Source organism: Micromonospora sp. WMMD729, from assembly GCF_049315225.1.
GTDB lineage: Bacteria > Actinomycetota > Actinomycetes > Mycobacteriales > Micromonosporaceae > Micromonospora.
This window is the reverse complement of record NZ_CP186059.1, coordinates 639,761-662,664: the sequence shown is the minus strand read 5'-3', so window position 1 is coordinate 662,664 and position 22,904 is coordinate 639,761. Positions and strand designations below refer to the sequence as shown.

The 22,904-nt window shown below is 71.3% G+C and carries 25 protein-coding genes and 1 pseudogene; 9 read left to right on the top strand and 17 right to left on the bottom strand.

Annotated elements, in window-relative coordinates; genetic code table 11:
* Positions 1-73 precede the first annotated feature (73 nt).
* The 5 genes from ACN263_RS03100 to ACN263_RS03080 form a co-directional block, all read right to left on the bottom strand.
* Positions 74-727: a rhomboid family intramembrane serine protease gene (locus tag ACN263_RS03100; RefSeq protein WP_421474543.1), complete on the bottom strand. Its 654-nt coding sequence runs from the start codon at positions 725-727 to the stop codon at positions 74-76.
* A 108-nt stretch (positions 728-835) separates the two neighbouring features.
* Positions 836-1,513, bottom strand: a complete 678-nt coding sequence (locus tag ACN263_RS03095; RefSeq protein ID WP_422738311.1) for a lytic transglycosylase domain-containing protein — start codon at positions 1,511-1,513, stop codon at positions 836-838.
* A gap of 278 nt (positions 1,514-1,791) precedes the next feature.
* Positions 1,792-3,207, bottom strand: a complete 1,416-nt coding sequence (locus ACN263_RS03090; RefSeq protein ID WP_422738310.1) for a PhoH family protein — start codon at positions 3,205-3,207, stop codon at positions 1,792-1,794.
* 431 nt (positions 3,208-3,638) lie between these two features.
* Positions 3,639-3,992 (bottom strand): hypothetical protein, encoded by a 354-nt coding sequence (locus ACN263_RS03085; protein ID WP_422738309.1) that lies wholly within the window; start codon positions 3,990-3,992, stop codon positions 3,639-3,641.
* Positions 3,993-4,023: 31 nt separating this feature from the next.
* Entirely contained in the window at positions 4,024-4,380 is a 357-nt protein-coding gene (locus ACN263_RS03080; protein WP_355048876.1) for a hypothetical protein, read from the bottom strand.
* Positions 4,381-4,644: 264 nt separating this feature from the next.
* Between ACN263_RS03080 and ACN263_RS03075 the strand changes: the two genes are divergently transcribed.
* The 3 genes from ACN263_RS03075 (at position 4,645) to otsB (ending at position 6,496) form a co-directional block, all read left to right on the top strand.
* Positions 4,645-5,088 (top strand): XRE family transcriptional regulator, encoded by a 444-nt coding sequence (locus ACN263_RS03075; RefSeq protein WP_266248891.1) that lies wholly within the window; start codon positions 4,645-4,647, stop codon positions 5,086-5,088.
* Positions 5,089-5,250: 162 nt separating this feature from the next.
* Positions 5,251-5,604: a hypothetical protein gene (locus ACN263_RS03070; RefSeq protein WP_355048878.1), complete on the top strand. Its 354-nt coding sequence runs from the start codon at positions 5,251-5,253 to the stop codon at positions 5,602-5,604.
* Positions 5,605-5,671: 67 nt separating this feature from the next.
* Positions 5,672-6,496, top strand: coding sequence for a trehalose-phosphatase (gene otsB, locus ACN263_RS03065; protein ID WP_422738308.1), 825 nt, complete (start codon positions 5,672-5,674; stop codon positions 6,494-6,496).
* 5 nt (positions 6,497-6,501) lie between these two features.
* Here otsB and ACN263_RS03060 read toward each other — a convergent pair whose 3' ends face one another.
* The 4 genes from ACN263_RS03060 to ACN263_RS03045 all read right to left on the bottom strand — a co-directional run bounded on the left by ACN263_RS03060 (position 6,502) and on the right by ACN263_RS03045 (position 11,783).
* Positions 6,502-7,272, bottom strand: a complete 771-nt coding sequence (locus ACN263_RS03060) for an isoprenyl transferase (protein ID WP_422738307.1) — start codon at positions 7,270-7,272, stop codon at positions 6,502-6,504.
* A 31-nt stretch (positions 7,273-7,303) separates the two neighbouring features.
* The gene (locus ACN263_RS03055; RefSeq protein WP_422738306.1) at positions 7,304-8,446 is read right to left on the bottom strand and encodes an NAD(P)/FAD-dependent oxidoreductase; all 1,143 of its coding nucleotides are present in this window, start codon (positions 8,444-8,446) and stop codon (positions 7,304-7,306) included.
* Between the two features lie 597 nt (positions 8,447-9,043).
* Positions 9,044-9,901 carry a hypothetical protein gene (locus ACN263_RS03050; protein WP_422738305.1) on the bottom strand — a complete coding sequence of 286 codons (858 nt, stop codon included), beginning with the start codon at positions 9,899-9,901 and terminating at the stop codon, positions 9,044-9,046.
* A gap of 37 nt (positions 9,902-9,938) precedes the next feature.
* Entirely contained in the window at positions 9,939-11,783 is a 1,845-nt protein-coding gene (locus ACN263_RS03045; RefSeq protein ID WP_422738304.1) for a phosphoenolpyruvate carboxykinase (GTP), read from the bottom strand.
* Positions 11,784-12,224: 441 nt separating this feature from the next.
* On the opposite strand from ACN263_RS03045, the gene ACN263_RS03040 reads away from it, so the two are divergent.
* The 3 genes and pseudogenes from ACN263_RS03040 to ACN263_RS03030 form a co-directional block, all read left to right on the top strand.
* Positions 12,225-12,761: a GtrA family protein gene (locus tag ACN263_RS03040; protein WP_422740582.1), complete on the top strand. Its 537-nt coding sequence runs from the start codon at positions 12,225-12,227 to the stop codon at positions 12,759-12,761.
* Between the two features lie 63 nt (positions 12,762-12,824).
* On the top strand, positions 12,825-13,535 hold the full coding sequence (locus ACN263_RS03035) for a GtrA family protein (RefSeq protein ID WP_422740581.1): 711 nt from the start codon (positions 12,825-12,827) through the stop codon (positions 13,533-13,535).
* Positions 13,532-13,930, top strand: a pseudogene (locus ACN263_RS03030) (MaoC/PaaZ C-terminal domain-containing protein); the annotation flags it as partial. The gene ACN263_RS03035 and the pseudogene ACN263_RS03030, both read left to right, overlap by 4 nt.
* A gap of 111 nt (positions 13,931-14,041) precedes the next feature.
* On the opposite strand, the gene ACN263_RS03025 reads toward ACN263_RS03030, so the two are convergent.
* From ACN263_RS03025 to ACN263_RS03015, 3 genes are all read right to left on the bottom strand, one after another.
* Positions 14,042-14,281, bottom strand: a complete 240-nt coding sequence (locus ACN263_RS03025) for a pentapeptide repeat-containing protein (protein WP_422740580.1) — start codon at positions 14,279-14,281, stop codon at positions 14,042-14,044.
* A 147-nt stretch (positions 14,282-14,428) separates the two neighbouring features.
* The gene (locus tag ACN263_RS03020; protein ID WP_422738303.1) at positions 14,429-15,001 is read right to left on the bottom strand and encodes a PH domain-containing protein; all 573 of its coding nucleotides are present in this window, start codon (positions 14,999-15,001) and stop codon (positions 14,429-14,431) included.
* A 197-nt stretch (positions 15,002-15,198) separates the two neighbouring features.
* Positions 15,199-16,074: a biotin--[acetyl-CoA-carboxylase] ligase gene (locus ACN263_RS03015; RefSeq protein WP_422738302.1), complete on the bottom strand. Its 876-nt coding sequence runs from the start codon at positions 16,072-16,074 to the stop codon at positions 15,199-15,201.
* Between the two features lie 85 nt (positions 16,075-16,159).
* On the opposite strand from ACN263_RS03015, the gene ACN263_RS03010 reads away from it, so the two are divergent.
* Positions 16,160-17,743, top strand: a complete 1,584-nt coding sequence (locus tag ACN263_RS03010; RefSeq protein WP_422738301.1) for an acyl-CoA carboxylase subunit beta — start codon at positions 16,160-16,162, stop codon at positions 17,741-17,743.
* Positions 17,744-17,875: 132 nt separating this feature from the next.
* Here the strand turns inward: ACN263_RS03010 and ACN263_RS03005 are convergent, their stop codons facing one another.
* The 4 genes from ACN263_RS03005 to ACN263_RS02990 all read right to left on the bottom strand — a co-directional run bounded on the left by ACN263_RS03005 (position 17,876) and on the right by ACN263_RS02990 (position 21,045).
* The gene (locus ACN263_RS03005) at positions 17,876-18,739 is read right to left on the bottom strand and encodes a hypothetical protein (RefSeq protein ID WP_422738300.1); all 864 of its coding nucleotides are present in this window, start codon (positions 18,737-18,739) and stop codon (positions 17,876-17,878) included.
* On the bottom strand, positions 18,732-19,232 hold the full coding sequence (locus tag ACN263_RS03000; RefSeq protein ID WP_422738299.1) for a SigE family RNA polymerase sigma factor: 501 nt from the start codon (positions 19,230-19,232) through the stop codon (positions 18,732-18,734). The genes ACN263_RS03005 and ACN263_RS03000 overlap by 8 nt, the downstream gene beginning before the upstream one ends.
* A gap of 62 nt (positions 19,233-19,294) precedes the next feature.
* The gene (locus ACN263_RS02995; protein WP_422738298.1) at positions 19,295-20,278 is read right to left on the bottom strand and encodes a ketopantoate reductase family protein; all 984 of its coding nucleotides are present in this window, start codon (positions 20,276-20,278) and stop codon (positions 19,295-19,297) included.
* 23 nt (positions 20,279-20,301) lie between these two features.
* Complete coding sequence (locus ACN263_RS02990; protein ID WP_422738297.1) at positions 20,302-21,045, bottom strand: M50 family metallopeptidase; 744 nt, start codon at positions 21,043-21,045, stop codon at positions 20,302-20,304.
* A gap of 89 nt (positions 21,046-21,134) precedes the next feature.
* Here ACN263_RS02990 and ACN263_RS02985 point away from each other — a divergent pair, with 89 nt between their 5' ends.
* A complete protein-coding gene (locus ACN263_RS02985) occupies positions 21,135-21,680 on the top strand; it encodes a Uma2 family endonuclease (RefSeq protein ID WP_422738296.1) in 546 nt (181 codons plus the stop codon).
* 126 nt (positions 21,681-21,806) lie between these two features.
* Positions 21,807-22,559 carry a GH25 family lysozyme gene (locus ACN263_RS02980; RefSeq protein WP_422738295.1) on the top strand — a complete coding sequence of 251 codons (753 nt, stop codon included), beginning with the start codon at positions 21,807-21,809 and terminating at the stop codon, positions 22,557-22,559.
* A gap of 83 nt (positions 22,560-22,642) precedes the next feature.
* On the opposite strand, the gene ACN263_RS02975 is transcribed toward ACN263_RS02980, so the two are convergent.
* Positions 22,643-22,870: a hypothetical protein gene (locus tag ACN263_RS02975; protein ID WP_422738294.1), complete on the bottom strand. Its 228-nt coding sequence runs from the start codon at positions 22,868-22,870 to the stop codon at positions 22,643-22,645.
* Positions 22,871-22,904 lie beyond the last annotated feature (34 nt).

Below are 22,904 nucleotides of genomic sequence, written 5' to 3'. Positions count from 1 at the left end.
GCGTGCTGATCTCGACGGTAGGCGGGGCGCAGCGGTCCGGCAAGCATGTCCCAGGGGCGCGCCGACGAGCGGGTCAGGGCAGGCTGAGGGTCGACCCGGAGTAGTCCGGACCGTCCACCGTGGGGCGGCGACGCCGGAACAGGATCGCCGCCACCACCCCGCCGAGCAGCCCGAACAGGTGCCCCTGCCAGGAGATCCGCTCGTCGGTGGGGAGGATGCCGACGAGTTGCCAGCCGTAGAGCAGGCCGACGAGCAGGAAGACGGCGAAGTTCCACCAACTGCGCTCGACGATGCCGCGGGTGAGCAGGATGCCCAGGTAGCCGAAGATCACGCCGCTCGCGCCGACCACCACCGAGTTGGGCGAGCCGGTGAACCACACGCCGAGCCCGGAGACCAGGATGATGATCAGGGTCGACCACAGGAACCGGCGCGCACCGGCGGCCAGCACGAAGGTGCCCAGCAGGATCAGCGGGATGCTGTTGCTGTAGAGGTGGTCGAAGCCGTGGTGCAGGAACGGCGAGAAGAACACACCGTCGAGGCCGTCGATGCGGTGCGGGATGATGCCCGCGGTCGCGTCCAGGCCGAACGCGAGCCCCTGGTCGATCGCCTCGATGAGAAAGAGGAACGGGACCACCGCACACATGGCGACGAAGGCCCGGCCGAGGGCGGCGTAGAACGCCTCGGTGCCGAACCGGAACGGGTCGCCGCTTGGCGGGTGCAGGCTCACCCCCCAACTGCTATCAGCAAAAGGGGCCGACCGCCACTCACGTCCCGACCGGGGTACGCGCGACGGCGGGGCGGATGGTCGTCCCACCCGCCCCGCCGTCGTACGTCGTCAGTAGTGGCCGTTGTTCTGGAAGTAGGTCCAGGCGCCACAGGGCGTCTTGTACTTGCCCTTGATGTAGCCCAGCCCCCAGGTGATCTGGGTGGCCGGGTTCGTCTTCCAGTCGCCCGCGACCGTGCCCATCTTGCTGCCGGGAAGCGCCTGCGGGATGCCGTACGCCCCGGAGGAGCCGTTGCTGGCCTTGTGGTTCCAGCCGCTCTCCTTGGTCCAGAGCTTCTCCAGGCAGGGGAACTCGGCGATGCCGAAGCCCTTCTCGAGCATCAGCGCACAGCCGATCTTGCGGTTGCCGCTGTACTCCGCGCAGGACGCCGGGATCGGTCCGTCGTACGGCTTGGCGGCCTGCTCGGCGGCCTCCCGCTCGCGCTTGCGCGACGCGGCGGCGGCCTCGGCCTTGCGGGCCCGCTCGGCGGCCTCCTTGGCGGCCTGGGCCGCCCGCAGCTTCGCCTGGTACTCGGCGGCCCGCTGCCGGGCGAACGCGACCTGGTGGCTGGCCTGACGCTCGCGCTGGTAGGCGAAGTCGGCCCGGTCGACCTCGACGCCGACCTGCGCGGTCAGGCCCTGCTGCTGGGTTTCTCGGTCTTCGCCCAGGTAGAAGCCACCGGCGACGCCCACGGAGAGCAGTGCGACAGCAGCCGTACGGGCACCCAACCGGCTCCACAGCCGACTCACGAAGTGGTCCCTTCGTCGGGGGCAAGGACACGGCGCGACACCGGGCCTCGTCGGCCCTCAGCCGTGCCGTGAGCGCCCCGACCGGTGAGCCGGTCGCGCCGACGCACCGACCGTCACCGATGCCGTCCTGACCTTGGACGAACGATCACCGACGATACCTGTGGTGCGTGGGCGCTCGTGGGACACCATCGCGCACAGTGAGGCACATGGGAAACCGACCGCGCCGTTTGTGACCTGCGCCACACATAAAACAGGGACGAACCGCTACGAAAACCCCATCACTGCGGAATGTCCTCGAGGAGATCCGTCACCATGGCGGCGATCGGCGACCGCTCCGAACGGCTGAGCGTGACGTGGGCGAAGAGCGGATGGCCCTTCAGAGCCTCGATCACCGCGGTCACACCGTCGTGCCGGCCGACCCGCAGATTGTCCCGCTGCGCCACGTCGTGGGTGAGCACCACCCGCGACCCCTGCCCGATCCGGGACAGCACGGTGAGCAGCACCCCGCGCTCCAACGACTGGGCCTCGTCGACGATCACGAAGGCGTCGTGCAGGCTGCGCCCCCGGATGTGGGTCAGCGGCAGCACCTCCAGGATGCCCCGCGAGGTGACCTCCTCCAGCACGTTCTCGTGCACCACCGCGCCGAGCGTGTCGAAGACCGCCTGCGCCCAGGGCGACATCTTCTCCGACTCCGAGCCGGGCAGGTAACCCAACTCCTGGCCGCCGACGGCATAGAGCGGACGGAAGACGATCACCTTCTTGTGCCGGCGACGCTCCATCACCGCCTCGAGGCCGGCGCAGAGCGCCAGCGCCGACTTGCCGGTGCCGGCCCGCCCGCCCAGCGAGACGATCCCGATCGTCTCGTCGAGCAGCAGGTCGAGGGCGATCCGCTGCTCGGCCGAGCGGCCGTGCAGCCCGAACGCCTCCCGGTCGCCCCGGACCAACCGCACCGACTTGTCCGGCAGCACCCGGCCCAGCGCGGAGCCGCGCGTCGAGTGCAGCACCAGGCCGGTGTGGCAGGAGAGACCCGCCGCCTCGTCGAGGTCGAGCGTCTCGCCGGCGTACAGCGCGGAGATCTGCTCCTCACCCAACTCCAGCTCGGACATGCCGGTCCAGGTGGGGTCACCGGCCTGACCGTGGCGGTACTCGTCGGCGCGCAGACCCACCGAGGCGGCCTTGACCCGCAGCGGCATGTCCTTGCTGACCAGCGTGACGTCCCGACCCTCGCCGGCGAGGTTGAGCGCGACCGACAGGATCCGCGCGTCGTTGCTCTCGGTGCGGAAGCCGGGGGGCAGCACGCCGTCGTCGGTGTGGTTCAGCTCCACCCGCAACGTCCCGCCGGCATCGTTGGCGGGCACCGGACGGTCGAGCCGGCCGTGCCGGATCCGCAGTTCGTCGAGCATCCGCAGCGACTGCCGGGCGAACCAGCCCAGCTCCGGGTGGTGCCGCTTGCCTTCCAACTCGGTGATGACCACCAGTGGCAGCACCACCTCGTGCTCGGCGAAGCGGTGGAAGGCCGCCGGGTCGGACAGCAGCACCGAGGTGTCCAGAACGAAGGCCTGCCCCGCTGGTCGGGGCTCCTTGTTCTCGGCCGGCGCGGCGTCCGCCGCACGGCGGCTCCGGGTGGCCCGGCGGGTCGTGGCAGTCGCGGCCGGGGTCTGGTCGGCACCGGCGGTGGTACGGCGAGTCGTCACAGGCCTGCTCCGACGGATGGGCACCCGGCCACCCGTTTTCCGCCTCGTCCGGTGCCCGGAGGGGTCGGATGCGGAACCCCGTGCGCGAGGTCGCAGATCCGGGTGGACCGGCTGGCCCGGGAGAACCCCGCGCCATGCCTAGACGCTAGCGGCGGCGGACCGTCCCGGCTAGGGGCGATCGTGGATCTCTGGGGACGGCCGTGTGAACAGCGCCGAACGGACGAGCCGGCGGGGACGACGCGCGGTGTCCGTCAGCGTGGCGGCCGGACGCGGCGAGCCGGCCGGGATGCATGCCCCCTGCGCGCATCCCGGCCGGCGGGGCCACCGTCACCGGTCTGACGTGGCCCCGACGGTGCGTGTCCGCCGCGGACGACGCACCGCGTTTCCGCAGCGCCGGTCGGCGGGACGCCCTCGGCGACCCGCCGGCCGGCTCAGCCGGTTCGTCGGACGAGCGTGCCGGTCGGGTGCCGCCCGGTGATCGGGGCGGCCGGCGCGGTGAACGACGAGCCGGTGTAGGTGGTGCCGGGGCGGGCCGCCGTGTCGGGGCGGACGACCGTGCCGGCGGAGCGGACGGCCGCGGGCGAGGAGACCGACAGCGCGGAGGCGATCGCCGCCTGGGCGTCGCGGCGGCGACGGTTCCAGGCGCCCCGGTCGCCGTCGAAGTAGCCCTGGCGGTAGCCGAAGCGGTAGCCGATCCGGTAGCTGAGCTGCCCGTGCAGGCGACCGGCGGCGTAGCTGGTGGCACCGAGCACCAGGACGAGGAAGACCACGAGGAACGGGCTCATCGGGCGGCCCCCGCCCGGCCCGGACGCCGGCTCATCGTTCCTCCGGCTCGACCGTGGTGGGATCGGCGGTGGGGTCCGCGACCAGCAACCGGTCCAGGTCGTCGGTGCTGACCTCCTCGACCAGCTCGACGGTGATCCGGCAGCCGTCCAGCACGACCTCGGCGACCGAGGATCGGCGGATCTCCCCACCGGCGTCGTAGACCCGGACACTCAGTTCGGGGCAGCCGAGGTGGGTACGCCAGGCGTTCCACTCGGTGCGGTCGCCGACGCTCAGCGACAGGTATCGGCAGCCTCGGGCGAGATAGAGGCGCCACGGGGCACTCAGCCCCGCTGCCACTCCCTCGGCGATCAGCCCGAAGGCCTGGGCTCGGGTGGCGAGCTCGGTCACCACACCCCCTCGGCACCGGGAGCGTGACGCATGTGAGCACCAGTCGTCTCATGCACGTGACACACCGTAGATTGTCCCATGAGCGTGACAGTATCAGCTTTTCGTCCCCTTACATTCGCCACGACGGGCATCTATTCTGCCCGGGTGACACCCCTCCAAAGCGGCGCTGGATCGTTTATCCCGAATCCGAGAGAGCCGTCACGTCCGCGTGACAGCAGCGTGCCTGCGCAAACGCCCACGGACGGCTGGTCGTACCGTCACGGGGTGACCGAGACGGCCAACGCGCGAAAAATCGCCTTCGCCACCTTCGTTCGGCGCGCCCTCGACGAGGCGCGGGCCACCCGCGCCTGGAGCGGCACCGAGGTGTCACGGCGTACCGGCGTCTCCCGGCAGACCATCAACCGGTGGGTCCGGGGCGACTGGGCCAGCGACCCCGAGGCGGAACGCGTGGTCGCCTTCTGCGAGGGCCTGGGACTGAACCCCGCCGCCGCCTTCGCCGCGCTCGGCTGGGACCGCACCGCGAGCGGCCCGCGCGCCGGCCAACCGGCCCCGCCGATGGACCCGGACGTGGAGGCCCTGCTGCGCCGCCTGGTCGACCCGAACGTGTCGGACGCGGAGAAGTTCCACATCCGCGAAACCATCAGATACCTCGCATACCGCCCAACGTTGCCGGTCGATGTCCGAAATAGAGGCAATCAGGCCGGGTAGTTCCTCAGATGGCGAAAGAACGCCTGGTCAGGTTCATTCGTTTCGCTCCGGGGCAGGAACGGGCACGCTAGCGTCCCTATTCGTACTGCTTGGGCTCGTCATCGGCGGGGGGACGGGACAAGGCCGAACCTAGCCCTGCGGGACAGAAGGAGGGGTCTGTCCATGACCCTGAAGTGGTGGGGAGTCGTGGTCGCCACGGTGTCGATGACACTGTGGGCGACCGGCAACGTGGTGACCCTCGCGGTCAACGGTGGGCAGCTGCCGCTGCTCGTCAACCTTCTCGCGCTCACCAGCGCCGGCACGGCGGTCATCCTGGCCGTCGTCGCGGAACTGCACGAGCGGCTCAACGACCGGATCAGCGCGCTCACCGAGTTCCTGGTGGCCCGCCTCAACGAGATCGAGACCCACACCGGGGACCGCAACACCGGGTTCGTGGAGGGTTACCTGCTGTCCCACGGGCAGGAGGCGGCGGTGGTGCCGTTCGGACGCCGTGGACGAGGGGCCGCCGAACGCTGACCGACCGCCGCCGGGTGGGTCCGCTCGGCCAGGAATGAGCCCCCGACGCCGGGGTACGCTGACGCGCGTGCCGCCGTTGAATCTGGGCAACCACCAGCCGAGGACCCCGTTGAACGCCGACCAGGCGTGGCAGATAACTGCCGACCGGGCCGCCGGGACCGTGCTCTTCTTCGACTTCGACGGCACACTCGCGCCGGTCGACGACGACCCGACGGCGGTCCGCCCCGCGCCCAACGCGCTCGCCGCGATCGAGGCGCTGGCCCCGGTGGTGCAGCGGATCGCGATCGTCTCCGCGCGACCCGTCGAGTTCCTCCGCGACCGGCTCGGCGAGCTGAGCGGTGTGGACCTCTACGGCCTCTACGGCCTGGAGCACAGCCACTCCGGCGGTGAGACCGTCACCGAGCCGACCGCCCTGCCGTGGGTGCCCACCATGGCTGAGTTGGCCGACCTGGCCCGGGAGGAGCTGCCGCCCGGCACGCTCGTCGAGTACAAGCGGCTCTCCGTCGCGCTGCACTGGCGTACCGCCCCGCAGCTCGGCGCCACCGTGCAGCAGTGGGGGCAGGCGCAGGCCGACCGGCTCGGGTTGCGGGTACAGGCCGGTCGGATGGTGCTGGAGCTCAAGCCGCCCGTCGACCGGGACAAGGGCATGGTGATCGGCGAGGTGGTCCGGGACGCCACCGGCGCCTGGTACTTCGGCGACGACGTCTCCGACATCAAGGCGTTCGCGGCGCTGCGCGCCCGCGCCGAGTCCGACCCGGACTTCTTCGGCGTCTGCGTGGCCGTCGCCAACCCGGAGACCGGCCAGGAGGTGGCCGACGCCGCCGACCTGACCATCGAGTCACCGGCCGCGCTCGGCGACTTCCTGACCCGGGCCCTGAGCCGGCTTCCCTGAGCCCCTCAGGCGCCGTAGCGGCGCTGGCGGGTGGCGTACGAGCGCAGCGCCCGCAGGAAGTCGATGTGCCGAAAGTCCGGCCAGTTCAGCTCGCAGAAGTAGAACTCCGAGTGCGCGGACTGCCACAGCATGAACCCGGACAGCCGTTGCTCCCCGCTCGTGCGGATGACCAGGTCGGGGTCGGGCTGACCACGGGTGTAGAGGTGTTCGGCGATGTGCTCGACGTCCAGCACCTCGGCCAGTTCCTCGATGGTTCCGCCGGAGGCCGCGTGCTCGAGCAGCAGCGAACGGACGGCGTCGGTGATCTCCCGCCGGCCGCCGTAGCCGACCGCGATGTTGACCTCCGCGCCGCCGCTGCGGTCCCGGGTACGCTCCTCGGCCCCCTTGAGCGCGGCGGCGGTCTGGGCGGGCAGCAGGTCCAGCGCGCCGACGATCCGCAGCCGCCAGGGGTTGCCCTCCTCGGCCAGCTCCACCACCAGGTTCTCGATGATCTCGAGGAGCGGGTCCAGCTCGCTGGCCGGGCGGCGCAGGTTGTCGGTGGCGAGCAGGTAGAGCGTGACGTGCCCGATACCGGCCTGGTCGCACCAGCCGAGAACATGCTTGATCTTCGCCGCGCCGACCCGGTGCCCGTCGTTCGGGTCGACGTAGCCCATCTCCCGGGCCCACCGGCGGTTGCCGTCGCACATCACCCCGACGTGCCGGGGCACCGGCTTACCCGCGAGCTTCGCGGTGAGCCGGCGCTCGTACACGGAGTAGATAAGGTTCCGCAGCGTCATCACCTAGCAGCGTAGCGACCCGCCCGCCGGATCACCCCTTCGGAGGGCGATCCCCGCCGGACAGTTCGATGCCGATCATGCCCAGCGTACGGGCGGTGAGCCGGCCGTCGCCGAGCCCCAACTCGACCACGTCGTCGAACACCCGGTCGTCCCGACGGGCCGCCCGGACCGCCGCGTCGACCACCCGCCGCCGCCGCGCCAACCAGGCGGCCACCGAGCTGTGGCGCAGATGGGTGCCGAGGCGACGACGCAGACCCGCGGCATAGCGGCGGGCCGCCGCCTCGGGCTCGCGAGCCGCCGCGGCCCCGGCCAACGCCCCGGAGAGCAGCGCGTAGAAGATGCCCTCCCCGGTGAACGGATTGATCAACGAGAGGGCGTCCCCGGCCAGCAGGGTGCGGTCCCGACCCGGCGTCGGCCGGTGGGTGGACAGCGGCAGGTGGTGGGCACGCAGTGCGGTCACCGTCGACAGGTCGGTGCCGGGTAGCAGCGCGGCCAACCGATCCAGCAGGTACGCCCGGCTCAACGGCTCGCCGCGCAACACCTCCCCGTACCCGACGTTCGCCCGACCGTCGCCGATCGGGAACGACCAGGCGTACGCCGGCCAGCGCGCCTTGGAGGTGACGATGAGCTGCTCGGGTGGGCCGGGCAGGGCGGGCGCGTACCCGCGGATGGCCAGCGCGAGGTGCCGGTCCGGGTTGACCGGGTGACCGAGGGCCCGGCGCACCACCGACCCGGCGCCGTCCGCGCCCACCACCACCCGGCCGGACAACTCCCCGTCGAGCACCACCCGGTCACCGCGCGGCTGGACCCGGCGGACGCTGTGCCGACGCAACTGCGCGCCGGCGGCCACCGCCGCGGCCACGAGCCGCGCGTCGAAGACCTCCCGGGGAACGGTGTACGCCGGCCGGGGCAGCGCCCGCGCCACCGCCTGGCCACCCGGCGCGACCATCCGCAACGCGGGCAGCGGGGCGTACCCGGCGACCGCCTCGGTCACGCCCAGTTCGGTGAGGACGTCCACCGAGTGCGCCGCGATGCCGTCTCCACACGCCTTGTCCCGAGGGAAGTCGGCCCGGTCCAGCAGCAGCACGCTGGCACCCGCCCGGCAGGCCGTCAGGGCGGCGGCCGCTCCGGCCGGCCCGGCACCGACCACCACCACGTCGAACTCGTCGCTCACCGCGCGCCTCCCTCCGACCGGGGCGACAGCTCCCGCACCGCCCCGACCATCCACCTGCGCCGCCCACGCCGATCGTTGTGACCGACGCCACCCGCCATCCTGCCCCCTGCCCGCCCGCGCGGACCGCACCGCGCGGTGCCGACGGCTCCCGGTCCTCGCCCGAGCGCACCGGCCGGCCGGGGTCGGTGCACCTGTTCACGCGCCTGTAGACCTGCCCCGTACGTGGGGCACCGATCCGTGGGGCCGCGCCCCGCATGATCGTGCTCGAACCAGGAAGTAGTGGTGTCGACCTATCGGTGAGGCCACTACTTCCTGGTTCGAGCACGATCATGACGCGGGGCACGGGGCCCAGGGTGCCGAGCGGCAGGGTGCCGGGCGCCCGGACCGGGGCGCGGGCCGCCGTCCGCAGGGCGCACGGGCCCGGGCGCACGGACCCGGGCGCACGGACCCGGGCGCACGGACCCGGGCGCACGGACCCGGGTGCGGGCGGCAGGGCGCGGGCGGCCCATATCTGGGGCAGCTCTGAAGGATCGGACCACATGGTGTTGGGTCCGGGACTCGAGGGCGGCCGACCTCGCGTGTGGGTTCGTGTCGCTGTCAGGCCGGCACGGGGTCGGGGACGCGGGAGGCTCGGCGTAGGCCGTAGAGGGCCAGGGACGCGGCGGCCAGCAGCGGGGCGCCGTCGCGGACCAGGCCGTCCAGGCCCAGCAGCCACCAGCACAGCGGCAGGTCCACCGCGAGTACGCCGAGCGTGACGACGACCAGCAGACCGCGTGCCCAGTCCTTGCCGCGCATCAGGAACGCGGTGCAGAACAGCACGGCGTAGCTGGCCGCGATGCCGGCGCCGAACCAGAACAGCACGGCCGGCACGGCGGAGAGGCGGTCGTCCAGGATCGCGCCACCGGCCACCAGCGCCGGCACCAGCATCAGCGGGCTGTAGGTGAACGCCGCCACCCGGCTGGTCAACAACCAGGCGCTCGCCTGTGGACGACGTGGCGGCGTCTCCCTCCACGAGATCCCGGTCCTGTCGATGACCAGGCGGGGCCGATGCCGGACCAGATGCTCGGCGAGCGCCGACGAGCGGTAGAGCAGCCAGACCACCGCCACACACAGTGCGGTGAGGACGGCGAAGCCGAGCAGTCCCGGCAGCGGGGGCACCCCCTGCCGGGGCACGATCAGCCGGCCGACGGCGAAGATCGTGGTGACCGCGAGGATCAGCCCGAACGGGCGGGCCGCCGTCCGGCCCCTGCGCACGTGCCCGATCAGCAGCAGAAAGCCGAACGAGCGCAGCATGGCCCAGCCGGTGCGTACCGCCAGACCGAAGCCCTGCTCCGGGGCGTACCACCAATTGAGCAGCTCGACCACGACGGTGGCCGCCGCCGTGGTCGCGAGCAGAACGGTGAGCGCCCGGACGGCGGACGGCCGCCGGACCTCGGTCTCGGCGGCCGTCCTCATGGGATCCGTTGTTGCCCGCGGCGGGCGAGGTTCACACCTACCGCTGGGGCTGCGCCGCGTCCAGTCGGGCGCGCAGCGCGTCCAGCTCGGCCCACAGCACGCCGGGCAGCTTGTCACCGAACTTCTCGAACCACTCGGTGATCATCGGCAGCTCGTTGCGCCACTCGTCCGGGTCGACCTTCAGCGCGATCCGGACGTCCTCCGGGGTCATGTCGAGCCCCTCGACGTCGAGCGCGTCCTGCGCCGGGACCATGCCGACCGGGGTCTCGACCGCGTCGGCCGTCCCCTCGATCCGCTCGACGATCCACTTGAGCACCCGGGAGTTCTCGCCGAAGCCCGGCCACAGGAACGAGCCGTCCGGGTCCTTGCGGAACCAGTTGACGTAGTAGATCTTCGGCAGCTTGGCCTCGTCGCCGTCGGCGCCCTTGCCCATCTCGATCCAGTGCCGGAAGTAGTCGCCCGCGTGGTAGCCGATGAACGGCAGCATCGCCATCGGGTCGCGGCGGACCACGCCGACCGCGCCGGACGCGGCGGCGGTCGTCTCGGACGAGAGCGTCGCGCCCATGTAGACGCCGTGCACCCAGTCGCGGGCCTCGGTCACCAGCGGAATGGTGTCCTTGCGGCGACCACCGAAGAGGATCGCATCGATCGGTACGCCGTTCGGGTCGAAGTACTCGTCGGCGAGGATCGGGCACTGCGTGATCGGGGTGCAGAACCGGCTGTTCGCGTGCGAGGAGAGGCTGTCGCTCTCCGGCGTCCAGTCGTTGCCCTTCCAGTCGATGAGGTGTGCCGGCGGCTCGCCCATGCCCTCCCACCAGATGTCACCGTCGTCGGTGAGGCCCACGTTGGTGAAGATCGAGTTGCCCCGGTCCAGCGTGCGCATGGCGTTGGCGTTGGTCTTCCAGTCGGTGCCGGGCGCGACGCCGAAGAGGCCGTACTCCGGGTTGACCGCGTAGAGGCGACCGTCCGGGCCGAATCGCATCCAGGCGATGTCGTCGCCGATGGTCTCGACCTTCCAGCCCGGGATGGTCGGCTCCACCATGGCCAGGTTGGTCTTGCCGCAGGCCGACGGGAACGCGCCGGCGATGTGGTGGACCTTGCCCTCCGGCGAAGTGATCTTGAGGATGAGCATGTGCTCGGCGAGCCAACCCTCGTCCCGACCCATCACGCTGGCGATCCGCAGCGAGTAGCACTTCTTGCCGAGCAGCGAGTTGCCGCCGTACCCGGAGCCGTACGACCAGATCTCCCGGGTCTCCGGGAAGTGCGAGATGTACTTGGTCTCGTTGCAGGGCCACGGCACGTCCTGCTGACCCGGGGCGAGCGGGGCGCCGATCGAGTGCAGCGCGTGCACGAAGTCCGCGTCGTCGCCCATCGCCTCGAGGATCGCCGCGCCCATCCGGGTCATGATGCGCATCGAGGCCACCACGTACGGGCTGTCGGTGATCTCGACACCGAACATCGGGCTCTCGGCCTCGACCGGGCCCATCACGAACGGGATGACGTACATGGTGCGACCGCGCATCGAGCCCCGGTACAGCTCAGTCATCGTCCGCTTCATCTCGGCCGGCGCCATCCAGTTGTTGGTGGGGCCGGCGTCCGCCTCGTCGACGGAGCAGATGAAGGTGCGCTCCTCGACCCTGGCGACGTCGGACGGGTCGGTGCGCGCGTAGAACGAGTTCGGCTTCTTCTCCGGGTTCAGCCGGATGAGGGTGCCGGACTCGACCAGTTCATCGGTGAGGCGACGCCACTCCTCGTCGGACCCGTCCACCCAGACGACCCGCTCGGGGGTGGTCAGTTCCGCGACCTCACGGACCCAGGCAAGCAGTTTCGGATGGGACGTCGGGGCCTGATCGATACCCCGCACTACAGCCGGAGCAACCATGACACATCTCCTTGTGGTCGACGCTGACCGATCTATGGGATGCACGAGTCTCAGCGACGCGATGCGCCGCCTTCGTGGAAACCTGGGATTGGGCTCAGCGTAAACCGGGCAGCCTTCCGAGTCAGTGGGACTGGTTGTGAAGAACTGCACAAGGTACGGCCACGCTGCGGCATCACGATCTGATACCCGCTTTCCTGCGCAGTTTCACGCAAATCTTGTTGTGCACCCCGGTCGACGCGCGTTGCGGTCGGGCCGTCAACCCACCCCGCCGACCGGTTGGCGGATTCCCGTTCCGAGGCGCATCAGTCCTCCCGACTGGTTACGCTGCGTTCAACAGCGGCACACTGGCTGAATGGGTCGCGATGGGCGACGATGTCCCCCTCGCCGTTGCTCCCCCGCCGACACCTCCACAGCCGGTAGGCTCGCCCCGTGGCCGCCACGATGACCGGGGAGCAACCGGGCCCCCGGCAGACCCGACCGGGTCTGGTCCGCGCACTGATCGACCGCTTCGGTCACCTCGTGCGCGAGCTGAGCAAGTTCGCCACCGTGGGCGGGATCGCCTTCCTCATCGACTTCGCGCTGTTCAACTACCTGACCACCGCGCGGGGCATGGAGCAGGTCACGGCCAAGACGATCTCGACCGTGATCGCCGCGACGTTCGCCTTCCTGGGTAACCGCTTCTGGACCTGGCGGCACCGCCAGCGCAGCAACCCGGCTCGGGAGTACGCGCTGTTCTTCTTCTTCAACGCCGTCGGCCTCGGGATCGCGGTGGCCTGCCTCGCGATCAGCCGGTACGGGCTCGGCAGCATCTGGCCGGGCGTGTTCCAGACGCAGCTCGCCGACAACATCGCCAGCTTCGTCGTGGGCACCGGCCTAGGGACGCTGTTCCGATTCTGGTCCTACCGGCGGTTCGTCTTCGTCGAAGCGGGAACTCCGATCGTTCCGCAGGTGGAGCGCGACCGGGATCACGGGGCGTGACCCGTCGCCCACCTCGTCCGGCCGGTGACCGCCGGCTTCACCGACTGCCCTAAGGTGTTTCGCATGCGTCTTGTCCGTCTGCTGCCTGAGCGCTGGCAGAAGTTCATCCACGAGGCGCTCAAATTCGGCATCGTCGGCGGCATCAACACCGTCATCAATTACGCGGTGTTCAATGTCCTTGCACTTACCGTTTTCGTCAACGGTCAGTTGAAGGCGACCGTGATCGCGACCATCGTCGCCACGATCACGTCGTATCTGATGAATCGCCACTGGACGTACCGGGATCGCCCGAAATCGGCGCTTCGCCGGGAGTACGTCCTGTTCTTCCTGTTCAACGGCGCCGGCCTGCTCATCGAACTGGGCGCGGTGGCCGCGGCCAAGTACGGGCTCGGCGTCCACGGCCTGCTGGCGCTGAACGTGGCGAAGACCGCCGGTGTCCTGCTGGCCACGCTGTTCCGCTTCTGGTCGTACCGGACCTTCGTCTTCCAGCCCGTCACGCCGGCCGAGGACGCCACCAGGACCGAACCCACCTGGCACGACATCCCACGCGACGAGTGGGACACCATGGCCGAGATGGACCCGGTCGCCGAGCTGGCCGAATCGGTCTCCGAGCTGGAAGAGGCGCAGTCCGCCGACCGGCCCAAGCCGACACCCGGCCCGACCGGCGCCGCTCCCGTGCAGGGACGGCCGTTGACCGCCGGTCTCCCCGCCGACCTGGAGGCGGAACTCGCCGCGGAACTGCACGCCGGCACTCGTCGCGCACCCCGCCGGTGACCGCTCCCGCCCTCCGCTCCGGCACCGGAGCGCCCGCCGAGCTGTTCTTCGAGGACCTCGTCCCGGGACTCACCGTCGATCTCGGGACGGTGACCGTGGACGGCGACGAGATGCGGGCCTTCGCCCGGCGTTTCGACCCGCAGTGGTACCACGTCGACCAGGAGCTGGCCGAGGCCAGCCGGCACGGCGGCGTCATCGCCAGCGGCTTCTACACGGTCAGCCTGTTCATGCGGGCGTACGTCGACCACCTGCTGTCCCGCGCGGCGGCGGACGCCTCCCCCGGTCTGGAGGAGCTGCGGTGGCTCGCCCCGGTCCGCGCCGGCGACCGCCTCGCCGTCCGGGTCGACGTGATGGGCGCGCGCCCGTCGGACGCTCGCCCGGGGCTCGGCACCGTCATCCTCACCGGCACCATGCTCCGCCTCGGCCCGGACGACCAGCCCGAGCAGGAGGTGCTGCGGACGCGCTTCCGCGGCTGGTTCGCGCTCCGACCGGTCCCGAACACCGGCTCAGAACCGTCCCCGACCGAACCGGCCTCGGCAGGATCCGTGGTTGGGGAGCAGCCCTCCGCTGGGCCGGCCTCGCCCGGCCCGACGCAGGCCGGCCCGGCGCAGAACGGCCCGACGCAGGCCGGCCCGGCGCAGAACGGCCCGACGCAGGCCGGCCCGGCGCAGAACGGCCCGACGCAGGCTGGCCCTGCGCAGAACGGGCCGGCACAGAACGGGCCGTCCGAGGTGGGGCCGGTGCAAGCCGGGCCAAGCCAGCCGGGGCCGGTGCAGGCCGGGCCGTCTCAGGCCGCTCCGGTGCAGGCCGGGCCGGCGGCGGCCGGGGCCGGACAACAGTCCTGACCACCCCGGCCCGGTGCTCGGGCCGGGGCGCTCAGCGCCGATCCGGGATCAGCTCGTGGTGTCGCGCAGCGGCTTGCCCTCGCGCATGTCGGCGAGGATCTCGCGCATCTCGCCGTCGCCCAGCGAGTGCTTGTCGTGCTGCGCCTCGACCAGCTCGTAGAGGGTGGTCTGCACCCGACCGACCCCCGGCACGTCCTTCAGCACGGACTGGCCGCGTTCGCCGGCGGACTCGATGGTGAGGGTGCCGCAGCCGAGCAGCCGCTCGAAGAAGTGCTGGTTCATCGAGTGGTCGTTGATCCGGGTGAGCGGAAGGTCCCGCCGGTCCCGGGAGAACACCCCCTGCTGCAACAGCACGCGCTCGTTGGTGAACAGGTAATGGGTGGTACGCCAGACCAGGAACGGCCACAGACCGAGCCAGAGGACCGCGATCAGGCCGATCCCGCCGATCACGGCCAACGCGATCGAACCGCCAGAACTCTCGGGCAGCAGGAGCACGCCGACCACCACCGCGGCGATGGCGAGGACCAGCACCAGGATCGGCCGGACCAGAGCCTTCCAGTGCGGGTGCAGGTGCAGCACGACGTGCTCGTCCTTCGTGAGCACGTCTTCGGGGAACGCCACGACAACCTCCAACGCCTTTATTTTGTCGCGCCGACGGTAATCCCCAGAAGCCCTCCCACAACATCCGCCACGCGGCCCGACCCCACCTTCCGCGATCTTGCACTTTCGGTTGCCGTTACGCGGCCTTGAGCCCGATACGCCACCACAGAAAGTGCAAGATCGCCGATGGAAGGGGGGCGGGGCGCAAGGGAAGGCGCTCAGCGGAGGTGGAGGACGTCTCCTGCTGCTATGGCTTGGGTTTGGGTGGGGGTGGTCAGTTGGAGTTGGCCGTCGTTGTCGATGCCGGTTGCGGTGCCGGTGCGGGTCTCGCCGTTGGGCAGCAGGACCCGTACCTCGCGGCCGATCGTCGCGCAGGAGGCCAGGTAGGCGTCCCGCAGACCGCTCGCCTCGGCGTCCCCGCCGGCGGTGCGCCACCGGTCGTACCAGTCCGCCACCGAGCGCAGCAGCGCCCGCAGCAGCGGGTCCCGGTCGGTGGCCGCGGCGCCGGCCAGCTGCAGCGAGGTCGCCGGCAGTCCGGTCGGGTTCACCGGCAACTCGTCGGCGCGCAGGGTCACGTTCAGGCCGATGCCGAGGACGATGGCGGGCGGTTGGCCTCCGGAGCGCCCCGGCACCGCCTCGGCCAGCACACCGGCACACTTCGCGTCGCCGATGAGCAGGTCGTTGGGCCACTTCAGCGCGGCGTTCAGCTCGGCCAGCCGGGCCACCGCCTCGACCAGCGCGACGCCGGCGAGCAGCGGCAGCCAGCCGTACCCCGTGGGTGGAACGGCCGACCAACCACGGTCCGGCACGGCGTCGCCGGGCCGCAGCAGGACGCTTGTCGCGATGCCCGCGCGCGGCGGCGACTGCCAGACGCGGCCGCGCCGACCGCGCCCGGCGGTCTGCCGCTCCGCGACCACGACCAGGCCCTCCGGCTCGCCCGCGACGGCGGCCTCGGACACGTCCGCGTTGGTGGAGCCGGTCTCGGCGTACAGCTCCAGGCGGGTCCACGGTCCGTGCGGCGCGACCAGCGCGCGCCGCAGCCGGGCCGCCGACAGCGGCGGTCGGTCCAGATCGGTGTACGGGGAGCCCGGCATCCCGTCAGCCTACGGCGGCGACCGGCCGGGGCGTTGAGGCGTACTGCACAGCCGCCGCGACCTGAACCATCGTTATATTCCCTGGGTGACTACCGAGACCGGGACCAACATCCACAGCACTGCCGGCAAGCTGGCGGACCTGGAGCGCCGGGTCGACGAGGCGGTGCACGCCGGGTCGGCGCGCGCGGTCGAGAAGCAGCACGCCCGGGGTAAGAAGACCGCCCGCGAGCGGATCGAGATGCTGCTCGACGAGGGCTCCTTCGTCGAGCTGGACGAACTGGCCCGGCACCGGTCCACGGCCTTCGGGCTGGAGCGCAACCGCCCGTACGGCGACGGCGTGGTGACCGGCTACGGCACTGTCGACGGCCGGCAGGTGTGCGTCTTCGCGCAGGACTTCACCGTCTTCGGCGGCTCGCTCGGCGAGGTCTTCGGCGAGAAGATCGTCAAGGTGATGGACCTGGCCATGAAGATCGGCTGCCCGGTGATCGGCATCAACGACTCCGGCGGCGCCCGCATCCAGGAGGGCGTCGTGTCGCTCGGCCTGTACGGGGAGATCTTCTTCCGGAACGTGCGGGCGTCCGGGGTCATCCCGCAGATCTCGCTGGTGATGGGGCCCTGCGCGGGCGGCGCGGTCTACTCCCCCGCGGTCACCGACTTCACCGTGATGGTCGACCAGACCTCCCACATGTTCATCACCGGTCCCGACGTGATCAAGACGGTGACCGGCGAGGACGTCGGCATGGAGGAGCTGGGCGGGGCCCGCACGCACAACACCCGCAGCGGCAACGCGCACTACCTCGCCAGCGACGAGGAGGACGCGGTCGACTACGTCAAGGCGCTGCTGTCGTACCTGCCGTCGAACAACCTCGACGAGCCGGTCGTCCTCGAGGCCCCGGCCGAGCTGGAGATCACCGACGAGGACCGCGAGCTGGACACGCTCATCCCGGACTCGGCCAACCAGCCGTACGACATCCACACCGTCATCGAGCACGTCCTCGACGACGGGGAGTTCCTGGAGGTCCAGCCGCTCTACGCGCAGAACATCGTCATCGGCTACGGCCGGGTGGAGGGTCGCCCGGTCGGCGTGGTCGCCAACCAGCCGATGCATTTCGCCGGCACCCTGGACATCGCCGCCTCGGAGAAGGCAGCCCGGTTCGTGCGCACCTGCGACGCGTTCAACATCCCGGTGCTGACCTTCGTCGACGTGCCCGGGTTCCTGCCCGGCACCGGCCAGGAGTGGGACGGCATCATCCGCCGGGGCGCCAAGCTCATCTACGCGTACGCCGAGGCGACCGTCCCCAAGGTCACCGTGATCACCCGCAAGGCGTACGGCGGGGCGTACGACGTGATGGGCTCGAAGCACCTCGGCGCCGACCTGAACTTCGCCTGGCCGACCGCGCAGATCGCGGTGATGGGCGCGCAGGGCGCGGTGAACATCCTCTACCGCTCCGAGCTGGCCGGCGCCGAGGACCCGGCGGCGGTCCGGGCCGAGAAGATCGCCGAGTACGAGGACACGCTGGCCAACCCGTACGTGGCGGCCGAACGCGGGTACGTCGACTCGGTGATCGCGCCGCACGAGACGCGTACCCAGATCGTCCGGGCGCTGCGCGTCCTGCGCACGAAGCGCGAGACCCTGCCCCCCAAGAAGCACGGCAACATCCCGCTCTGACCGCCGGCGCCTCGCGCCTCGCGCTTGATCCGCGCGCTTGATCCGCGCAACTTCGGGGAAACTGCTGCTTCCGGGCGCCGGGAGGCAGCAACAACCCTGAAGTTGCGCGGATCTTCGCCGCGCGGCCGGCAGTCAGCAGGCCGGGTTGGCGGCGGCGCACAGTCGTCGGGCGGCCACCCGGCCCAGCGCCTCCAGATCCGCGTCGCGCAGTCCCAGGTCCGGACTGGGTTCCAGCACCGTCACCAGGTCACCGACCCGGACCACCACGGTCATCCCGACCGGGCTGGAACGTTGGAGCGTCCTTCCGGAGGGCGGACCACCGGGGGCGAACGGGACATGCCGCACCAGAATCGACTCGTCACCGGCGAAGTTGCTCGCCGCCGTCTCCCAGGCGTGCCTGCTCTCGTTCGGCGTCGTCTCGCCGGCCACCACGACCGACTCGGCGAGATGCCACTCGGGGCAGGCGTCGAGCAGCGCCCTCAGGTGGGTGAAGAGTCGCGCGCCGACCAGCGGATCGAGTCGATAGACGTCCTGACTGAGTTCGACCCGCACCGGAGCGCGGCCGTCCTTCGTGGGTGACAACAGGGTCTGCGAGCGCGAGTACCGGGAGTACGCGGGAACCGCCGGCACGCCCCGGTCGTCGCCGCACCTCTGCAATGTCGGATCCAACCGGACGGCCTCGCCGAGACCGGCTTCACCGAGCGGCACGGCGCTGCTCACCGGCACCTCGGAGACCGGCAGCAGGGAGTCGAGTGGGATCTCCGCCCGGGCAGGGCTCTGCGTCGACGCAGTCGCGGCGGCGTCGGGCGGAGCCGACGTGCGCTCCCTCAGCGCATATGCGGGCCCGGTGACCGCCGCGAGCACGGCGACGGTCGCCAGCGCTATCGTCCGACGACTGCGCCGTCGGGCCCGGGCCCGGATCTCCTGCGGCTCCGGCCACTGCACGTCACTCAGGTCGCGCTGGATCCGATCGATGAACGTCGGGTCGTCACGCATCGGTGGCCTCCTCCAGGTCAGCGACGGCGAGCAGGCCGGCGAGCGCGGCGCGCCCCCGGGAGAGGCGGGCCTTGACCGTGCCGACCGGGGCGGCGGTCTCCCGCGCCACCTCGGCGACCGGCATGCCCACCAGGTAGTACAGCGCGATGGCGACACGCTGCTCCTCGGGCAGCCGACGCAGCGCGGCGACCACCTCCACGGTGTCGGTGCCCGGCCCGGGGACCGTCTCGGTCGCCCCGTGCCGCAGGTACGCGCGGGCGCGACTGCGCAGGCTGCGCCACCGACTGACGGCGATACGGCTGGCCACCACCCGTACCCACGCTTCCGGATCGTCGTACCCGCTGATCGTCGACCATCGCTGCCAGGCCCGGATGTACGCCTCCTGCACCGCGTCCTGGGCCTCGATGCGATCGCCGGTGAGGGCGTAGACGAAACCGAGCAGCCGTTGTCGGCTCCCCCGGTAGAACTCGTCGAACCCGTCGACGTCCGGCACCCGCTACCTCCCCGTGTCGGTCGCAGGGAACACGCACCGGGCGGGGCGGTCGGTTGCCCGGTTCAGGCGATCATCTTCTCCAGCTCGGCGAGCGGGAACGTGCCGGCCGCGATCCGCTTGCGGGCGGCCTGCCGGACGGCCCGCTGCACGGCCACGTTGGCCGGCGTCGGTACGCCGTGCAGCCGGCCGAGCAGCGCGACCTCCCCGTTGAGGTGGTCGACCTCGGTCGCGCCGGTGCCCCGGGCGAGGCTCTGCCAGGTGGAGCCGCCGGACCGGTCCGCACCGCCGACCGGGCGCTGCTGGACCAGGTCACCGCGTTCGGCCCGCTCCTCCTCCGGGGAGGTGTACGGGATGCCGGCGGCGGCGAGTGCGGCGACGCCCTCGGCGCGTACCCGCTCGGCGAGGCCGTCCGGGATGTCCTCCCCGAGCAGCGCCTGAAGGCCGTTGCCGAGGTTGCTGAGCAGCTTGCCGTACTTCCAGCGCAGCACGTCCGCACGGACCGGCGCGACGAAACCGGCGGCGGTCAGGTCGGCGGCGATCGCCCGGTCGGTGTCGTCGGCGCCGCCCGGGTAGCGGCCGATGTGGAGCATCCCCGGGTGCGGGTACCCGTTCGCCACCACCACGCCCGGTTCCAGGTGGGTGGCCGGCAGCCAGACGCAGACCGGGTGCACGTCGGCGAAGAGCCGCAGAGCAGCCCGTTCGTTCGCCACCCCGTTCTGCGCGGTGACCAGCGGCAGCCGCTCGCCGGCCGTACCACCGCCGACGACCGGCGCGTCCACCCACGCCGCCAGCGCGGCCTCGGTGTCCTGCGACTTGACGGTGAGCACCAGCACCGTGTCGGCGGGCAGCGGCCGGTCGCCCGGACCGTCGACGGCGGCGAGCCGGGCGGTCACGTCGCCGTCGGGCTGCCGCAGCGTCAGGCCGCGCTCCCGGATCGCGTCCAGGTGCGCCCCGCGGGCCACCAGGGTCACGTCCCGGTCGGCCTGTGCCAGCCGCACGCCGATGGTCCCGCCGACCGCGCCCGCCCCGATGATCACGTATCGCATGTGCCCATTCTGCCCGGGTGGGATCAGAGGGTCAGGCCGGCGTCGGTGAGGATGGGGCCGGTCAGCAGGAGGGCGCCGGCCACCAGGGCGACCAGGTTGACCAGGGCGAAGACGACCACCCAGAAGAACGCCGGGAACGGGGTCAGCCCGGCGAGCTGGTCGGCGTCGGAGGCGGGCATCCGGCCACGCGAGCGCAGGCGTTGCAGCTCCACCACCGGCCGCACCCCGCCGAGCAGCAGGAACCACACCCCGGTGTACGCGAACGCAGCCTGCACCTGCGGCGTCGCGTACCACGAGACGGCGAATACCACCGCCCCGGTGACCAGCAGCGACACCACACCGAACGCGTTGCGGATCATCACCAGCATGGCCAGCAGCAGCGCCACCGCGACCCAGAGCAGCAGGGTGATCCGGTTACCGCCGAGCAGCCAGGCGCCGGCCAACCCGATCAGCGGCGGGGCGACGTACCCGGCGAGCAGGGTCAGGATCATGCCCGGTCCGGTCGGTCGGCCGGCGGAGAGCGTCAGACCGGAGGTGTCCGAGTGCAGCCGGATGCCGCGCAGCTTGCGACCGGTGAGCAGGGCGACGAGGGCGTGCCCGCCCTCGTGGGCGATGGTGATGGCGTTGCGGGCGATCCGCCACGGCAGCCGGGTGGAGACCACCACCAGCGCGACGGCAGCGGTGATCAACACCAGCAGCGGGGGCGGGTCCGGCTGCGCGCCGAACAGCGTGTCCCACATGTCGCCCAGTCCGTCGATCGACATCATGGGGCGCGAGCCTACCGGCGGCGTTCCGTGTCGCTCCCGAGGCACCGGCTCATGACGCGTCAGGCCGTTTGAACGAGGAGGGGATCGCGGTGAGACCTGTGTCCGTGGAGCACCACATCGGCCCGTGGACCGAGGCCGACTACTTCGCTCTAGGTGAGACGCCGGACCGGATAGAACTGCTCGACGGGAGCCTGCTTCTGAGCCCGGTCCCGACCAAGCGGCACCAGTTGGTGTCACGGCGGCTGGCCGACCACATCGCGAGTGCAGTCAGCGATCTTGCGATCCTCACCGCGGTGAACGTCCGTCTCACGGTGGACCGGATAGTCATCCCGGACGTCGTCGTCGCAGACACCGACGACGAGGGCACGGCGGCGGAGGCCGCCGAGGTGGTGCTGGTGGGCGAGGTCGTCTCGCCAGGCAATGCAGCGGCCGATCGGCTACTCAAGATGCAGCTCTACGCCATCGCACGGATCCCCTGGTACCTGCTGGTCGAGCAGGATGGGGACGGTCACTCGTTGCGCCTGTACCGGCTCGACGGCGAGCACTACGTCGAGGACCAGGTCGCCAAGGCCGGCGAGACGTTGACCCTGGTCGAGCCGTTCCGCTGGCAGCTCGACCCGGCCACGCTGCGCTGATCCGTTCGACTCCCGCCACCGGGGCGATCGCAGCCCGTCTATGAAAGTTTTCTCTACAACTCTTGCGATCAAGGGCACTTAGCTCCAAAGATGGGCGTCAATAGACCGGCATCCCTGGAGGCACTCATGGCCCGTACCCGATCATCGCTGCGCCGCGCGCTCGCGGCCGGCCTCACCGTCCTCGCCACCGCGGCGGCGACCCTGGTCGCGACCGCCGGCCCGGCGGCGGCGGCCACCACCGCCGGCATCGACGTGTCCCGCTACCAGGGCAGCATCAACTGGACCAGCGTCCGGAACGCCGGCATCGAGTTCGCCTTCATCAAGGCGACCGAGGGCACCAGCTACAAGGACCCGAACTTCAACACGAACTACGTCAACGCCTACAACGCCGGGGTGATCCGCGGGGCGTACCACTTCGCCCGGCCGAACATCTCCGCCGGCTCGACCCAGGCCGCCTACCTGGCCTCCAACGGCGGCGCCTGGTCGGCGGACAGCCGCACCCTGCCGGCCGCGCTGGACATCGAGGGGAACCCGTACAGCGGCGGCTACTGCTACGGCCTCAGCACCACCGGGATGCGCAACTGGATCCAGGACTTCCTGAACACGTACCGCTCGCGCACCGGCCGGTACGCGGTCATCTACACCACCACGAGCTGGTGGAACCAGTGCACCGGCAGCTGGACCGGCCCGTGGGCCAACCACCCGCTCTGGCTGGCCCGCTGGGCGAGCGCGCCGGGCACGCTGCCGGCGGGCGCGCCGGTGTGGAGCTTCTGGCAGTACACCAGCACGGGTGCCGTCTCCGGGATCAGCGGCAACGTGGACCGCAACTACTGGAACGGCGACCGGAGCCGGCTCATCGCCCTCGCGAACAACACCTGATCGGGCCGTTGGCGGCAGCGGGATCGACTATCACCTTCACGGTGCACAATCGGTCCGGCTGCCGCCACACCACCGGTTACGGGTCAGGCCCGCCGTCGGCTCAGGGCCGGCACCTGGCTCTCCTCGGAGGCCAGTGCGCCCCGCCGGGTCAGCCGCCACGCGCCGACCCCACCGACGGCAACGGTCACGACGCTGAGCAGTGCGATGAACGCCGGCATGCCCATGGCGATGAGCAGCAGGACCGCGTCGCCGAAGGCGACGAGCATCCACAGTGCCAGCCGGGGCCGGGCATCCCTCCGTCGGTAACCCATGTCGTACCTCCTTCCGTCGTCGAAGGTCAATTAC

Coding starts and splice junctions, on each gene's coding strand:
- ACN263_RS03085 (WP_422738309.1), bottom strand. CDS start 3,992: ATGAGCCCGTTCCTCGTGGTCTTCCTCGTCCTGGTGCTCGGTGCCACC.
- ACN263_RS03070 (WP_355048878.1), top strand. CDS start 5,251: ATGACCCTGAAGTGGTGGGGAGTCGTGGTCGCCACGGTGTCGATGACA.
- ACN263_RS03060 (WP_422738307.1), bottom strand. CDS start 7,272: ATGACGCTGCGGAACCTTATCTACTCCGTGTACGAGCGCCGGCTCACC.
- ACN263_RS03050 (WP_422738305.1), bottom strand. CDS start 9,901: ATGAGGACGGCCGCCGAGACCGAGGTCCGGCGGCCGTCCGCCGTCCGG.
- ACN263_RS03045 (WP_422738304.1), bottom strand. CDS start 11,783: ATGGTTGCTCCGGCTGTAGTGCGGGGTATCGATCAGGCCCCGACGTCC.
- ACN263_RS03040 (WP_422740582.1), top strand. CDS start 12,225: ATGACCGGGGAGCAACCGGGCCCCCGGCAGACCCGACCGGGTCTGGTC.
- ACN263_RS03035 (WP_422740581.1), top strand. CDS start 12,825: ATGCGTCTTGTCCGTCTGCTGCCTGAGCGCTGGCAGAAGTTCATCCAC.
- ACN263_RS03015 (WP_422738302.1), bottom strand. CDS start 16,074: ATGCCGGGCTCCCCGTACACCGATCTGGACCGACCGCCGCTGTCGGCG.
- ACN263_RS03005 (WP_422738300.1), bottom strand. CDS start 18,739: ATGCGTGACGACCCGACGTTCATCGATCGGATCCAGCGCGACCTGAGT.
- ACN263_RS02995 (WP_422738298.1), bottom strand. CDS start 20,278: ATGCGATACGTGATCATCGGGGCGGGCGCGGTCGGCGGGACCATCGGC.
- ACN263_RS02990 (WP_422738297.1), bottom strand. CDS start 21,045: ATGATGTCGATCGACGGACTGGGCGACATGTGGGACACGCTGTTCGGC.
- ACN263_RS02980 (WP_422738295.1), top strand. CDS start 21,807: ATGGCCCGTACCCGATCATCGCTGCGCCGCGCGCTCGCGGCCGGCCTC.
- ACN263_RS02975 (WP_422738294.1), bottom strand. CDS start 22,870: ATGGGTTACCGACGGAGGGATGCCCGGCCCCGGCTGGCACTGTGGATG.